Raw genomic sequence first — 14198 nt, forward strand, 5'->3', positions numbered from 1 at the left:
GGAGTAAAGTTTGGAGTTTTTGTACGAGTACGGTTTGTTTGTTGCCAAGGCAGTAACGCTAGTTATCGCTTTTATTGTGGTTGTATCTACCATTGTTGGCTTAGCGAGTAAGCAAAAGCATGGGAAAGGGCAACTTGAGATCGTGTCTATTTCTGAGCAGTTGAAAGACATTACAAATTATGCGAAACAGGTTCTGCTAGATAAAAATGCGTTAAAGAAATTAGCCAAGGAACAGAAAAAAGAAGCGAAAGCTAAAAACAAAGCAAAAAACAAAGCCAAAATCACAGAACAGGGCGAAGAGTCTGAGAAGTCCCGTCTTTATGTCATCGACTTTAAAGGTTCGATGGACGCCAATGAAGTGGAACACTTACGAGAAGAAATTACCGCTATCTTATGTGTAGCGAATAAAGAAGACGAAGTCTTGGTTCGACTTGAAAGTGGTGGGGGTGTTGTACACGGCTATGGACTTGCAGCGTCTCAACTTCAGCGTATCAAGGAAAAGGGCCTTAAACTAACGATTGCGGTAGATAAAGTGGCGGCAAGCGGTGGTTACATGATGGCTTGTGTTGCAGACAAATTACTGGCGTCTCAATTTGCTTACATTGGCAGCATAGGCGTTTTAGCTCAGTTGCCTAACTTCAATAAACTATTGAAGAAAAATGATATTGAGTTTGAACAACACACCGCTGGTGAATTCAAGCGTACTCTAACCGTATTTGGTGAGAACAACGATGAAGGCCGCGCAAAATTTAAAGAAGAAATTGAAGAGATTCATGTACTGTTCAAAGACTTCGTTCAAAACCAGCGTCCAGATATGGACATCGATAAAGTCGCCACAGGCGAGTATTGGCCAGGTATTAAAGCTAAGTCGCTTGGCTTAATTGACGACATCACAACCTCAGATGACTACATTCTTTCTCATTATCCCGCACGCGAAATATTTAGTGTTAAGTATGCTGTGAAGAAAAATGTAGCAGAGAAATTGGGGATGTCTGCAGCAAATGTTGTTGAGCGCGTGTTTATGAAATCAATGAGCAAAGCGCGTCACTGGTTTTAATAGCGAAAATTTGTCTGTGTTGATAATTCAGGACCGATAAAACTATTGTTAACACAGACATACGTTAAATTTTTAACCTACAAAAAGATAATAAAAAGAATATGGCACGGCATACTAAAACCGATATATTAGATGCGGCAGAATACTTATTTTCTCAAAGCGGGTTTACTCAAACATCCATGCGCGAGATTACTGCCAGAGCAGAAGTGAATTTGGCGTCGGTGAACTATCACTTCGGCAGCAAGAAGAATTTAATTCAAGCCGTGTTTAAAAGGTACTTTGATCATCTAATGCCGCAGGTAGAGTCTTGCTTGGCGTCTTTGACACCTATGGAAGGTGCGAAGGGCGTTGAGCAACTCTTGTATTCGTTGATCCCTCCTATGCTTAACCTCAACACCATTTCAGAGCAGGGTACTTCAACGTTTGTTAAGTTGCTAGGACGTGGGTACAACGAAACTCAGGGGCATTTGCGTAAGTTCTTAATGAATGATTACGGTGATTGTATCCGTGCACTTGTCGACGCTATAAGACGTTGTCTTCCTGATCTACCTGAGGAAGAACTATTCTGGCGCTTGCATTTTGCGATGGGAAGTTTTGTATTTTCAATGGCGTCGAGCCAAGCGCTAACGGAAATAGCTGAGTCTGACTTTCACAAGCATGTCGATATAAAAGAAGTTATCCAGCACCTAGTTCCATTCGTAGCCCAAGGGCTAGCAGGCAAATAATTCAAGCGCCCTCGTTAAATATTCAGTTGAGAAAGAGTGGTAAGCTATTGTTATTTCATAATAAATAGTGAATGGGTCACATAACATAAGTGCCTCAACGACACTTACGGTATGCGACATTTATTGCGTTTTTACACCAGTAGCTAAACTAGATATTAAATCATGTTATGCAAAATTATCGAGGAAGGGTTGCGCCAGGCGCCTCTGCATTGAGCTTTTCTGCCCAGAAATCCTTTACCGAAAATCCTGACTTTTTGGATGAAGGTGCCTTTTTCTTCGCTGGTTTCGCTGCGGCTTTTGCCTCTTTCTTTGGCGCTTTTTTCTCTTCGCTTTTACTCGTGCCGCCAGAAGAGCCAGAAGCTAACGACGCTGTCATCTCTTGAAGCTGTGCTAAACGGACGTTCTTACCGCCATCTACACTGTACCAACCACTTTTGCTCTCAATAGATGGTGCTTTGCCGTTCGCCTTTTTATAAGCTTCGGTAAATGCTGCTACCACTTCGTCTTTGTCTAAGTTTGCCATGCTTTTTTGCTCTTTATTTTGTTAAGATGACGAACGTTATGCGACGTATGTAATTGCTATAACGCTGAGAAAAACTCACCCAGCGTAACGACCAAGCCAGCAAGTGTCGCAAAACTAAAATTGGATCTACTCACCACTCATAATTGTCTAATTACAGGTATAATGCTAAACGTTCGCGTCTTTTTATAACGTTTTTTGAACAATTTGTCTAACTTTCAACCGGAGGACTTGTGTCTATTACCCGCCTAGAACTACAAAATTATCTTGATGGAATGTTAAGGGTTAGCGAGATCAGTGATTATTGCCCCAATGGATTACAGGTAGAGGGCGCAAGTAAAATTGAGAAGATAGTAACCGGTGTAACTGCGTCACAAGCACTCGTTGATGCCGCCATAGAAGCTAAGGCAGATGCGCTAATTGTTCACCATGGTTATTTTTGGAAAGGTGAGTCACAAGTGATTGCGGGCATGAAAAAGCGCCGCCTTCAAGCGCTACTGTTAAATAATATCAATTTGTTTGCTTATCACCTTCCACTGGATGTACACCCTGAATTTGGCAACAACCGACAACTTGCATCGCTATTAGGCATTCAAAATATAAGTGCGGTGAGCGGTGTGAAGCCTGTTGGCGTTGTTATGCACGGAAGTTTTGAAGAAGAAATTGAAGGGGCAGCGTTACAGGTTAAATTACAGAAGTTGCTAGGGAGAGACGTGCTGATTGAGGGGCCTGTATCAAAACCTATATCTAAGCTTGCTTGGTGCACGGGAGGTGGACAAGGGTTCATCGAACAAGCGGTTGAACTGGGCGTTGATGCATTTATTACCGGAGAAGTGTCGGAACAAACTGTACACACAGCGAGAGAAATGGGGATTACCTTTTTTGCTGCTGGTCATCATGCTACTGAACGCTACGGTGTGAAATCCTTAGGAGAGCATATTGGGCAGCAATTCGACGTGCCTGTCGAGTTTATTGATATTGACAATCCTGCTTAGCGATGACTGTAGTATATGAATAACGATCGTATCTTCGATGGTATTGCAGAAAAATTCTCAAGCAATATATATGGCACTACTAAGGGAAAGCTCAGGCACACCTTATTGTGTGATGTTCTCGAGCCTTATTTAACCACGCCTGTTCGCGCTATTGAAATAGGCGGGGGTACAGGTGTTATGACAGCGCATATTGCTTCTAAAGGGCATTCTGTTGTGTTAACTGATGCGTCGAAGGATGTACTTAAACAAGCTGGGACGCTGCTTGCAGATGCACCAAATATTACAATTAGGCATCAATATCTGCAGCAGATTGAGGATTTAGACAGTTTTGATTTAGTGATTTGCCATGCGGTTTTAGAGTGGCTGGATGCGCCCTTTGATGCTATCGATTTTATGTATAAGAACATGAAGCCAGGGTCCCGTTTAAGCCTAAGCTTTTTCAACCAAGATGCGAATTTGTTTGCCAATGCTATCTACGGCAATTTTGATTACATCGCGAAAGGGATGAAAGCTAAGAAGCAAGTTAGACTGAATCCAAAACAGCCGTTAAGTGCAACCCGCGTGGTTGAACATTGTGAATCATTGGGCTTCAAAATTATCGAAAAAGCAGGCATTCGTTGTTTCCATGATTACATGCGAGATATAACCCATCAAAGCAGCAAATTTGATGACTTACTTGCGCTAGAGCGGCAGTATCATAGGCAAGCGCCTTACCTTTGGTTAGGAAAATATTTTCAGCTGATTCTAGAAAAAGAGAAATAGAAAAAGCCAGTAAAAAAGAGTTTGTTGGATATTTACGTGGCGGACTACATAGGGTTATGAGCGCGCTAATACGTAAATAGTTGTAGTGACGCCTTAGAGCGCGTTCTCACCCGTCATAATATTATTGACCGTGATTTTTGCGATTTCCTCTAAGGCTTCGAGCGTGAAGAACCCTTGGTGGCCCGTTATTAAAACGTTCGGAAACGTAGTTAAGCGCTGAAAAATATCATCCTGAATTATGTCTTGTGAATGATCGTTAAAAAACAGTTCTGATTCTCTTTCGTAGACATCTAGACCTAAATATCCAATTTTTTTCGACTTAAGCCCTTTAATGATGGCATTGTCATCGACAAGCCCGCCTCTTGACGTATTAATTAGCATGACGCCTTGAGGCATTTTATCAATACTCTTCGCATTGATTATGTGATGACTCTGTTCGTCGAGCGGGCAGTGCAGGGTAACAATAACGCTTTTTTCAAGTAGTTCATTTAACGTTACATAATGGGCTCCCATTGTGGTTACATGAGTGTTTGGATTCGGATCGAAGCAAAGCACATGACATCCAAATCCCAATAGTATGCGAATAACCGCTTGCCCAATCTTTCCTGTGCCAATTACCCCTACGGTTTTACCGTGAAGCGTAAAGCCCATCAATCCTCCAAGATTGAAGTTGCCTTCGCGTACTCGGTTGTATGCTTTATGTGTTTTTCGGTTCAACGTAAGGATTAGCGCAATTGTATGTTCAGCTACGGTTTCAGGGCTATAAGCGGGTACGCGGCTTACAGTGATACCTGCCTTTGCTGCTGCATCCACATCAACATTGTTGAAGCCAGCGCAGCGAAGCGCGATATGTTTAACGCCACAGAGTTTTAGAGCTTCAATGGTTTTCCTATTAATGTCGTCATTTACAAACACAACAACATCGCTGAATCCACTGCAACTCGCAGCGGTTGAAGCGTTCAGTGGGTGTTCAAAAAATGTGGCATTGATGGTTTTGTCACTAGCACCGTTTAATGTTTCCAGCAATTCAGAAAACAGAGCGTGTTCATAAGAGCGAGTACTAAAAAAAGCGATGTTTTTGTGTTGTTGGTCGCTGAGGTTATCGTGCGCTTTTTTACGTGCAGAGGTATTCATTTTAGTACCCAGTTAAGTCACTTTGACGGCAAAAAATTACCACATTCACATTCAAACTACATAGATGTAGATCAATAAATCTAGCGGGATGTATTGAGCACTAACGCATTAGGTATATTTCAAAACGCTCGTTCGCTGCCGCCATGTCGGCGGCTATTTAAACTGCAAAGCGTACTAATTCGCTGATAAAAGCTTAGCGATGTCTTTCTCAATGGCTTCTGGTTTTACAGTAGGCGCATAACGTTTTAGCACCTTGCCTTGAGCATTAACTAAGAACTTAGTGAAGTTCCATTTTATACGTTTTGTGCCAAGAAGACCGGGGGCTTCTTTTTTCAATTGCTCAAAGAGCGGATTGGCATCTGGACCATTTACATTTGTTTTCTTAAATAATGGGAATGAAACGCCAAAATTAAGGCTACAAAATTGCGCAATATCTTCGTCGCTACCTGGCTCTTGATGTCCGAACTGATCGCAGGGAAATCCTAAAATTTCAAAGCCCTTATCGTTGTATTTTTTATAGAGCGACTCTAGTCCTTCGTACTGAGGAGTAAAGCCACATTTGCTTGCCGTATTAACAATAAGTAATACCTTACCCTTGTATTGTTCAAGAGTAGTTTGTTCACCGTTGTTCAACGTAATAGCGTGTTCATAGAGCGCCAAAATTATTTTCCTATATTTTTGTTGTTGTTAAGTCTGTTACTCTTAGGTAATCCAACCATCTTTGTTAAGTATCTAGAGTATATTTTGTATGAGTAATTTGAAAGTGAGTTTTTTGGGCTTGGGTGTAATGGGCTATCCTATGGCAGGGCACTTGAGCAAAGCTGGCTATTCGGTCACTGTTTATAATCGTACCTCTCAAAAGGCACAGGATTGGCTAACAACCTATAACACTGGCGACGCTAAAGTCAGTGCTAGCAATACCGTTGCGCAGGCGTGTGAAGGCGCTGACATCGTATTTATGTGTGTGGGTAACGACAATGATGTAAGAGATGTGGGCACACAGGCGTTAGCAGTGATGAAGACGGGCAGTGTGCTGGTCGATCATACGACTGCATCAGCAGATATTGCCAGAGAACTATATAAAAGCTGCCAAGATAAGCAAGTTGGCTTCTTGGATGCACCGGTTTCTGGTGGCCAGGCTGGGGCTGAGAACGGGCAGCTGACCGTTATGGTGGGCGGCGATGAAGACGTATACAGCACGGTTGAGCCGGTAATGGCACATTATGCACGACACAGTCAGCTACTTGGTAAGAGTGGCAGCGGTCAACTAGCAAAAATGATGAATCAGATTTGTATTGCCGGCATTGTACAAGGCTTGGCTGAAGCACTACATTTTGGCCAGCGTGCTGGGCTTGATTGTAATGCGGTTGTCGATGTTATTAGCAAAGGCGCAGCTCAGTCGTGGCAGATGGAAAACAGAGCCAGCACGATGCTAAATAACAGCTTTGATTTTGGTTTTGCTGTTGATTGGATGCGTAAAGACTTAAGTATTGCATTGGATGAAGCGCGTAAGAACGGTTCGACTTTGGCGCTAACGGCACTTGTTGATCAATATTATGCAGATGTTCAAAAGCTTGGTGGCGGCCGTTGGGATACATCGAGTTTGCTTACCCGACTCAAATAACGCTAACAGACTAACAAGAATAAAAGGCCCGCTGGTTTACAATAAAATGTACTAAACAGCGAAAAACAGTGACGTTCTGGAAGCAGTGCGTGTTTATCCATAACGCAGGTTATGGATGTAGTTTTAGTAATTTGCTAAATAAACATTACAGCGCCTGTTCTTGAGCAGATAGGGTAAGCTGTTCCAAACGGGCCTTGTTAACGTCATTCAAGGGGAGTGACATTATCTTGTCGAGTAGCTGTCTGACGTTAAATTTTCGGTAAACACCTGTGTCTGACTCAATCATGCACTGAAGAAGGTTTAAGCCAAATGCTGCGGTATCGGGGGAGAGTTGGAAAGCATCATAAAAATGCCTCATTGCCTTGTTGAATAAGCCTTCGATAAAGAGTTGTGTGCCGGCCTCGTTTATAGAAATGGCCTGTTCGTGATTTAAACCTAACCTTTCACCTCCCGAAAAAATCAGCTCGTCATTCATAACCTGTTCTGAAATAGCTTGTAACTCTGCGTTTTTGCGCTTAGCCATCAAGAGTAACTCACCAGCTTTGCGTTCATCTCCAAGACCGTGATGTACTTTTGCGGCAATAACGAGGATAGACGGCTCAGTGCGAAGGTAGTTGTCGACGTAGTCGCTTTCAAGCAAATGTGCTGCTTTTTCTAAGTCGCCGTCCAGCACAGCCGAGAAAGCCAGAAGGTAGTCTCTTTTTTGTAAAGTCTGCGGGTCGCCCTGACTTCTTCCGGCAATGCCTACTAATTTTCTAGCCTGAGACAAGCTTTCTTTTCTATTGGTTTCAGGCGACTCTTCTGCAAGAAACAAATAGAACTCAGCGAGCTCAAACGTAAAGTCATTGAACCTGTCTTTTGCACTGCGATGCATAGCCCGTTTCTTCTGTAAGAGATCGATGGCTTCTACAACCTTGTCCTGCTTTTGATAGGCAATGGTTTTTAACTTTGCAGCTGGTAGGCTTAATTCACTAAACTTAATTTCATTTAAGTATTTTTCTACTTGATCGTAGGAGTCTTGTTCAAATGATATGGATGCAAGCCATTCAAATGCCTTGTCGCGAGCCAAGCTAGAGTTAACCATTTGGCTCAAATGGCTTTTACAATGAGGCCATTGACCCGAAGCGTACTGGCACTTTACTTTTCCCCATTGTGCCCAAAGAACTTTGTCAGAGCGGGTTAACACGTCGTCATAAATACTTAACGCTCGTTGCAAATCACCATTCTCGAAAAGAAGACGCGCATAAAGCTTTCTAATTTCAGCAACAAGCCGAGGAGGAATGCCTTCGGTGATCTTAGCTCTAACGACACTAATTGCTCGGTCAAGTTGTTTATTATCCAGCGCGTGCAATACGTTTTTAACAAAGTCTCGATAACTTAAGTAATGGTTAATTTGGCGGGTTAGTGAGGCAATGGTGTATGGCTTAATAAGCAAAACGTCAGGCTGTAAATCCATTATACGGCCAATAATTTGCGGTGAGCGATCAGACGTTAAGAAAATAATGCCTGTGCTAGGTCTTATAAAGCCTGCCTCTCTCAAACTCTGGATCCATTCCACGCCTGTTTTGCCTTGGCCTAGGTGATAGTCCATTAACAGGAGTTCAAAGTTTTGCTTTTTAAGTGCCGCTTTCAGTTCTACACCAGATGCAAAGCTGCTTACCGATAAGTTAGCAATTGACATTAAATGTCCTCGAAGCGCAGTCCGAGCAGTAGCATTGTCTTCTACTATAGCTATTCTGAATTCCACGGCGACCAAACAAGGTTTACTTACATCAACCTAGCTTATCAGCGGCGAGATAAAAGTGCATTATTAAAAAGGATAACTTTTTTCTGCTTCGTGCTGGAGTCTATAAAGAAACAGCATTTCTCGTCACAAAATATTTACGTTAACCCTCAATATTTTTAAATAAAAATTTACCTTTACGTTTACGTAAGGGGTAAGTATTGGTTATTGTAGTTCAAAAGCAAATCAATTGAGGGTATGCCTAATGAATTTTGAATTAACCGATGACCAGTTAGCCTTTGAAGACACCGCCCGTCAATTCGCTCAGCAAGAGCTAGCACCTAACGCCGCTATGTGGGATAGAGAACATCACTTCCCAGTAGAAGCAATAAAGAAAGCGGGTGAATTAGGCTTCTGTGGATTGTATGCGCCTGAGAGTGCAGGTGGGTTGGGTTTATCTAGGCTCGATTCCTCCATAATCTTCGAGCAGCTTTCAATGGGATGTACCACGACTACAGCTATGTTAACCATACATAACATGGCAACGTGGATGATTGCCACTTGGGGCACCAGTGAAGTTAAAGATATGTGGTGTGACCAACTGGTAACCGGTGACAAGCTGGCGTCATATTGCCTAACCGAGCCTGGCGCTGGTTCTGATGCAGCGTCGCTAAAAACAAAGGCGACGAAAGCTGACGGTGGGTATGTCCTTAACGGGTCTAAGGTGTTTATCTCTGGTGCTGGCAGTACGGATGTTCTTGTTGTAATGGCGCGTACAGGGGAAGAGGGTCCTAAGGGCGTATCTGCATTCGCGGTTCCGGCTAATGCCGACGGGATTGAGTACGGTAAAGCCGAAGAAAAAATGGGGTGGAATGCACAGCCCACTCGTATGATCACGTTCGATAACGTGAAATTAGATGCTAGTTGGTTACTTGGCGAGGAAGGACAAGGCTTTAAAATGGCCATGCAAGGGCTTGATGGCGGCCGAATTAATATTGCAACTTGCTCGGTAGGAACTGCACAGCAGGCGCTAAACGTTGCGCGCGACTACATGAATGAACGTGAGCAGTTTGGTAAACCTATTGCAGGTTTCCAGGCATTACAGTTTAAATTAGCTGATATGGCTACTGAACTTGTTGCAGCGAGACAAATGGTACGTATGGCGGCTTGTAAGCTGGATAATAACGACCCAGACAAAACCACCTATTGCGCTATGGCGAAAAGGTTTGCGACAGATGTTGGCTTCAATGTATGTAACGATGCCCTTCAGCTACACGGCGGGTACGGTTATATCAAAGAATATCCGTTGGAGCGTCACTTCAGAGATGTTCGCGTACATCAAATATTGGAAGGCACCAATGAAATTATGCGCGTTATCATTGGTAGACGTTTGTTGTCAGATGAGAGAAGTGTACTGTAGTACACTTCGCTAACGAACTAATTCAGGCACGATTTAATGGACTATGGGAAGGAGTGAAAATGACAGATGTGGAATCGGTAGTCATTGTTGATGAAATCAAGACGTCTAGCAACGACTACACAATAGGCCGTTTAACGCTTAACAAGCCAAAGGCATTAAATGCATTGGATTTGGAAATGGCTGGCATCATGCTTGACGCGCTTCAGCGATGGCAGTCTCGCAACGATATCGTAGCTGTTGTGATCGATGCTGCTGGCGAGAAGGCATTTTGCGCCGGTGGTGACATAGTGTCTATGTACAAATCGATGGTGGAAGCTAATGGGCAAATTCCAGCTTTCTTAGAAACATTTTTCGAAACTGAATACACGCTAGATTATACTATTCACAATTACAGTAAGCCTATTGTTGTATGGGGCAGTGGTATTGTTATGGGCGGTGGCATGGGGCTTCTATGCGGTGCAAGCCATCGAATAGTAACCGAAACCTCTCGTCTTGCTATGCCGGAAATTACGATAGGTTTGTACCCGGACGTAGGCGGAAGCTATTTTCTACCTCGCTTACCAGGAAAAGCAGGTCTCTTCCTAGGTTTAACTGGCGGCCAAATGAATGGCTCCGATGCTTGCTTTGTAGGGCTTGCAGACAGTTTGCTGGCGAGTACCGAAAAAGACACTTTGCTTAATACCCTCGTAGAATACACGTGGGAAAAGACCGACAGCGAAAGTTTGGCTTCTAGTGTTTCGCACATTATCAACACAATGAAAACGCCTGAAGAACTTCTCAATGGCAACGTTGAGCCGAATATGGCACTTATTAATGACTTGTGTTCGGCTGACAATGTTACCGATGTAGTTCATGCCATTCTTAACGCAGACATGAGTGAGAATAAGTGGTTACAGAGAGCGCAAAGCACTTTAGCCAAAGGTTCTCCTATCACTATGCATTTGGTGTTCGAGCAATGTAAGAAAGGTGCGAATATGACGTTGGCTGACTGTTTTAGAATGGAAGCTGATATGTCCTGTCGATGTGGAGAAAGTGGAGAGTTCCAAGAGGGTGTAAGAGCGCTTTTGATTGATAAAGACATGTCACCACAGTGGAAATACAAAACAGTAGATGAAGTGCCGCAAAGCGCAATAGCACATTTCTTCACTTCTCCATGGGCTGAAGAGCAACATCCATTGGCAAAGCTGTAGTGTAAAAGTTCTCCAAATAAGCACGAAAGCGCCCAGTATTAGTGTTAACTCGGCGTGTGAAGTTGTTACGCTTATTGCCGTAAAGGTGTCGGGTTTGATATCATTTACGGCAAATTCTCAGTAAAAAGAACCTGTCATGTGGCACTGTCCACTTTGTAAACTCCCTATCTCATTACATACAACGCCTATTCGCTGCGAAAACAACCATACCTTCGATAAAGCGAAATCTGGTTACGTTAACCTTTTGCCCGTTCAATTTAAAAAATCGAAACTTCCGGGTGACGACAAAGCAATGGTCAGAGCCAGAAGGGAATTCCATCAATTAAATGCCTATAAGCCGTTGAAAGATAAATTAGTGACGCTGGTGGAAAAGGTACTAAATGAAACGGCAACCAATGAAGAAGCATCAAAGAATGCCATAAAGGTTTATGACGCGGGTTGTGGTGAGGGGAGTTACTTGGATGCGATGGTACAAGGACTTTCAGCGAGTGGTTTAAAGGTTGAAGGAGCAGGTAGCGATATCGCCAAAATCGCAGTAGAGCTGGCAGCTAAAGCGTACAAACAAGCACAGTTCGTTGTTGCTAGCAGTTTCGATTTACCCCTAAGCAGTAACTCGCAAGACGTGATGATTCAGGTTTTCGCACCTGGGAGTAATGAAGAATATGTGAGGGCTCTTAAAAATAATGGCCTTTTAGTGACGGTCGATCCTGCGCCTGAACACCTGTTTGAGCTTAAACAGCTGGTGTACGACAATCCAAGACAGCATGAAATCGACAACCAAGAACGAGATGGGCTTACACGGGTTTACAATGAATGCTTTTCCTTTCCTATCCATTTCGAAAGCGAAGAACATGCGCTGGCACTTATCAAAATGACGCCGTTTTACTGGAAACTGCCAAACGGCAAAATCGATGAGATTGTTGAAACGTTGAAAAGCGTAACCGCAGACTTCCATATTCAGCTATGGCAAAAAACACCACAGTAATATTTAATACCAGTCCGCATAGATCATTACCCACTCAGCGAGAGTTAAAATGTTCGTAATCGCGGCGTGTTACCGCAGGTATAGTGGTTCTACATCGAGGTAACACAACAAAGTGTACGGACATTTTAAACTCGCCCTTCGGGAATGTCTGGCAAGCTTCCTAGCTTCATTCTGGGAATTTGAAAGGAAACAGCCATTCCTGCATTCCCACGCTTCGCTAGGAAACTTGCCAGCGCCTTCTGAGTGGGCAATTATCTTTGCGGATTGGTATAAAGTGGATTACCCATCGGATTCAATGGTGGGTAGACATCCACACCTCTAGCTAGATGGCCTAAAACTATAGTCTTTATTAGTTTGCGTCCTTAACACAGAGTGTTGCGAGAACCCGTTTGGGCCGGTGCTTCGTTAAGTGCTGGTTTTCTAGATTATTTATGCAAAACAATTAGATGGGTGGTTATGCGTAACTCATATTGGGTGGTTGTACATAACACCGAAGCGCTTAACGGCAGACTTTCCTTAGTCTGCCGCCAGAATTTTAATTCTGTGTTGAGAATCGTGATAGGTGTTTAATAGCCTGACTTAATAAATCGACATTTAGCGCTTCTTTACTGCGCTTGCCGGTCGCCATGTCGCTTATTTCATAGCTGCCGTTACTAAGTACGTCAGTACGCTTATTGTCATGGAACACAACAATGCGTTCACCAGAGGTGCTAACTAGCCATGGTCTTGAAGGAGAAAGTAAGCTTTGGCCAGTAGAATAAAACGTAGCAGGGGCGTTGCATCCCAATGCTCCTAAAATGGTAGGCGCTAAATCTTCCGTGCTGGCTAAGCTAGCATTCAGTTTAAGGGTACTGTACAGCGTGCCTTTGCCACTTTCGCTACCAAAGCCAGTTGCAACAATCACATCGTGTTTGCGCGCCAACGTGTTTTTCACATAGCTTTCGATATCAGCACTCTTCAAAAACGCAATATGCAAACCATCATGATTGTTGCTCAGTGGTTGCAAATATCCCGCTAATTGAGGCAACGGCAACGCTTCATCGCTGTGAATAGAGACCGGCATGCCAGACCCCAATGGAAGCGCTAATAACACCGGACGCTTTTGAGATAAAGCGTCTTGGTATATTTCGGGAACACCAAATAGCGTAGTAGTCATTAAGCCTTCTATGCTGCTGGCCGTCGAATAGTAATTGGCTACTTTGTTTAAGGTGTTGCGCTTAATGTTACTTAAGTCCACCACCTGTTCGTTATCAGTCTGGACAACCACGGTTAAGTTTCTATTAGTTTCAATAGAACAATAAACCGGCTCGGCTGGGTAAGTGATATTGTGAATATCAGGGTTGAACTGAAGTTGTTTTCTTTCTTCATAAGCCGCTAAGTCAAGCAAGCCATAACGCGACATAGTCGTTTTAGCAGTCGCAGGATAAGAAAGCGGAAACATGTTGTCCTGCTTAATGATAGGTTGATACAACTTGGCATCAGCCCACACGTGTATAGCGTGACTGGTAACAAAACAGCTGACAAAAAATGTAGTAACAGGGATGCCCACTTTATGGCGAGTGAAGCGTTCAACACGTTTCCAGATTGCATTGGCTAAGACCAGCTGGAAGCCAAGCCAAACGATAAACAGAAGAAATAAAAATGCCCACTGTTGCCAGCTTTCTATCGCCATTGTTGACTGAGCTTCACTGCGCAGTAAATCCGCGGCGTGAAAGCTAATATGGAAGCCTGTGCGATTAAATAGCAACGCATCGAAAGCCAAGAGCGCTAGCCCCACAGCTGCAATAATAGACGCGCTGACCTTTATGACTCTGGGGTTGTTAACCAAATAGCAAAGAGGGAGGATAAAAATAACAAAGCCAAAAAAAGTCATAAAACCAATATGACCGAACCAGTTGGCTAGAAGATACAAGGTGCCGACACCTGTGCCAGGCATAGGTGATGAGAAAACAAAAATCGAGGCAATAACTATGGCGATGATAATGTTCGCCAAGGCAAACCAATGCCCCCAATTTACCAGTTTAGTAACACGCTGGCGACGAGGTGATTCGGCAAGTATCATG

At 43.5% G+C, this 14198-nt stretch carries 13 protein-coding genes; 8 read left to right on the top strand and 5 right to left on the bottom strand.

The features are described 5' to 3' along the window. Positions 1–10 precede the first annotated feature (10 nt). On the top strand, positions 11–1057 hold the full coding sequence (gene sohB / locus MHN02_RS13630; protein ID WP_239246696.1) for a protease SohB: 1047 nt from the start codon (positions 11–13) through the stop codon (positions 1055–1057). Between the two features lie 101 nt (positions 1058–1158). Continuing rightward, complete coding sequence (locus MHN02_RS13635; RefSeq protein WP_014949468.1) at positions 1159–1782, top strand: TetR/AcrR family transcriptional regulator; 624 nt, start codon at positions 1159–1161, stop codon at positions 1780–1782. A gap of 175 nt (positions 1783–1957) precedes the next feature. Here the strand turns inward: MHN02_RS13635 and MHN02_RS13640 are convergent, their stop codons facing one another. Further along, positions 1958–2305 carry a hypothetical protein gene (locus MHN02_RS13640; protein WP_171337063.1) on the bottom strand — a complete coding sequence of 116 codons (348 nt, stop codon included), beginning with the start codon at positions 2303–2305 and terminating at the stop codon, positions 1958–1960. Between the two features lie 230 nt (positions 2306–2535). Here MHN02_RS13640 and MHN02_RS13645 point away from each other — a divergent pair, with 230 nt between their 5' ends. After that, on the top strand, positions 2536–3297 hold the full coding sequence (locus tag MHN02_RS13645; RefSeq protein ID WP_343212224.1) for a Nif3-like dinuclear metal center hexameric protein: 762 nt from the start codon (positions 2536–2538) through the stop codon (positions 3295–3297). Between the two features lie 15 nt (positions 3298–3312). Next, positions 3313–4059, top strand: a complete 747-nt coding sequence (locus MHN02_RS13650; protein ID WP_014979297.1) for a methyltransferase — start codon at positions 3313–3315, stop codon at positions 4057–4059. A gap of 93 nt (positions 4060–4152) precedes the next feature. Here the strand turns inward: MHN02_RS13650 and MHN02_RS13655 are convergent, their stop codons facing one another. After that, positions 4153–5193, bottom strand: a complete 1041-nt coding sequence (locus MHN02_RS13655) for a 2-hydroxyacid dehydrogenase (RefSeq protein WP_239246698.1) — start codon at positions 5191–5193, stop codon at positions 4153–4155. A 174-nt stretch (positions 5194–5367) separates the two neighbouring features. Beyond that, positions 5368–5853: a glutathione peroxidase gene (locus tag MHN02_RS13660; protein WP_239246699.1), complete on the bottom strand. Its 486-nt coding sequence runs from the start codon at positions 5851–5853 to the stop codon at positions 5368–5370. An 88-nt stretch (positions 5854–5941) separates the two neighbouring features. Between MHN02_RS13660 and MHN02_RS13665 the strand changes: the two genes are divergently transcribed. After that, positions 5942–6817, top strand: coding sequence for an NAD(P)-dependent oxidoreductase (locus MHN02_RS13665; RefSeq protein ID WP_101564600.1), 876 nt, complete (start codon positions 5942–5944; stop codon positions 6815–6817). 145 nt (positions 6818–6962) lie between these two features. Here the strand turns inward: MHN02_RS13665 and MHN02_RS13670 are convergent, their stop codons facing one another. After that, complete coding sequence (locus tag MHN02_RS13670) at positions 6963–8546, bottom strand: response regulator (RefSeq protein ID WP_075176671.1); 1584 nt, start codon at positions 8544–8546, stop codon at positions 6963–6965. 259 nt (positions 8547–8805) lie between these two features. Here MHN02_RS13670 and MHN02_RS13675 point away from each other — a divergent pair, with 259 nt between their 5' ends. From MHN02_RS13675 to MHN02_RS13685, 3 genes are all read left to right on the top strand, one after another. Next, positions 8806–9960, top strand: coding sequence for an acyl-CoA dehydrogenase family protein (locus MHN02_RS13675; RefSeq protein ID WP_014979302.1), 1155 nt, complete (start codon positions 8806–8808; stop codon positions 9958–9960). Between the two features lie 59 nt (positions 9961–10019). After that, the gene (locus MHN02_RS13680) at positions 10020–11150 is read left to right on the top strand and encodes an enoyl-CoA hydratase/isomerase family protein (protein ID WP_239246701.1); all 1131 of its coding nucleotides are present in this window, start codon (positions 10020–10022) and stop codon (positions 11148–11150) included. Positions 11151–11286: 136 nt separating this feature from the next. Continuing rightward, on the top strand, positions 11287–12135 hold the full coding sequence (locus MHN02_RS13685; protein ID WP_239246703.1) for a putative RNA methyltransferase: 849 nt from the start codon (positions 11287–11289) through the stop codon (positions 12133–12135). 535 nt (positions 12136–12670) lie between these two features. On the opposite strand, the gene MHN02_RS13690 is transcribed toward MHN02_RS13685, so the two are convergent. Next, positions 12671–14197: a DUF3413 domain-containing protein gene (locus MHN02_RS13690; RefSeq protein ID WP_039227748.1), complete on the bottom strand. Its 1527-nt coding sequence runs from the start codon at positions 14195–14197 to the stop codon at positions 12671–12673. Between the last annotated feature and the right edge of the window lies 1 nt (position 14198).

Origin of the sequence: Alteromonas sp. CNT1-28 (genome assembly GCF_022348345.1) — a bacterium.
Classification (GTDB): domain Bacteria; phylum Pseudomonadota; class Gammaproteobacteria; order Enterobacterales; family Alteromonadaceae; genus Alteromonas; species Alteromonas macleodii.

Bases quoted from the DNA above. Each gene is read 5' to 3' on its own strand.
- MHN02_RS13635 (WP_014949468.1), top strand. From the start codon at position 1,159: ATGGCACGGCATACTAAAACCGATATATTAGATGCGGCAGAATACTTA.
- MHN02_RS13640 (WP_171337063.1), bottom strand. From the start codon at position 2,305: ATGGCAAACTTAGACAAAGACGAAGTGGTAGCAGCATTTACCGAAGCT.
- MHN02_RS13650 (WP_014979297.1), top strand. From the start codon at position 3,313: ATGAATAACGATCGTATCTTCGATGGTATTGCAGAAAAATTCTCAAGC.
- MHN02_RS13655 (WP_239246698.1), bottom strand. From the start codon at position 5,193: ATGAATACCTCTGCACGTAAAAAAGCGCACGATAACCTCAGCGACCAA.
- MHN02_RS13665 (WP_101564600.1), top strand. From the start codon at position 5,942: ATGAGTAATTTGAAAGTGAGTTTTTTGGGCTTGGGTGTAATGGGCTAT.
- MHN02_RS13675 (WP_014979302.1), top strand. From the start codon at position 8,806: ATGAATTTTGAATTAACCGATGACCAGTTAGCCTTTGAAGACACCGCC.
- MHN02_RS13680 (WP_239246701.1), top strand. From the start codon at position 10,020: ATGACAGATGTGGAATCGGTAGTCATTGTTGATGAAATCAAGACGTCT.
- MHN02_RS13685 (WP_239246703.1), top strand. From the start codon at position 11,287: ATGTGGCACTGTCCACTTTGTAAACTCCCTATCTCATTACATACAACG.
- MHN02_RS13690 (WP_039227748.1), bottom strand. From the start codon at position 14,197: ATGATACTTGCCGAATCACCTCGTCGCCAGCGTGTTACTAAACTGGTA.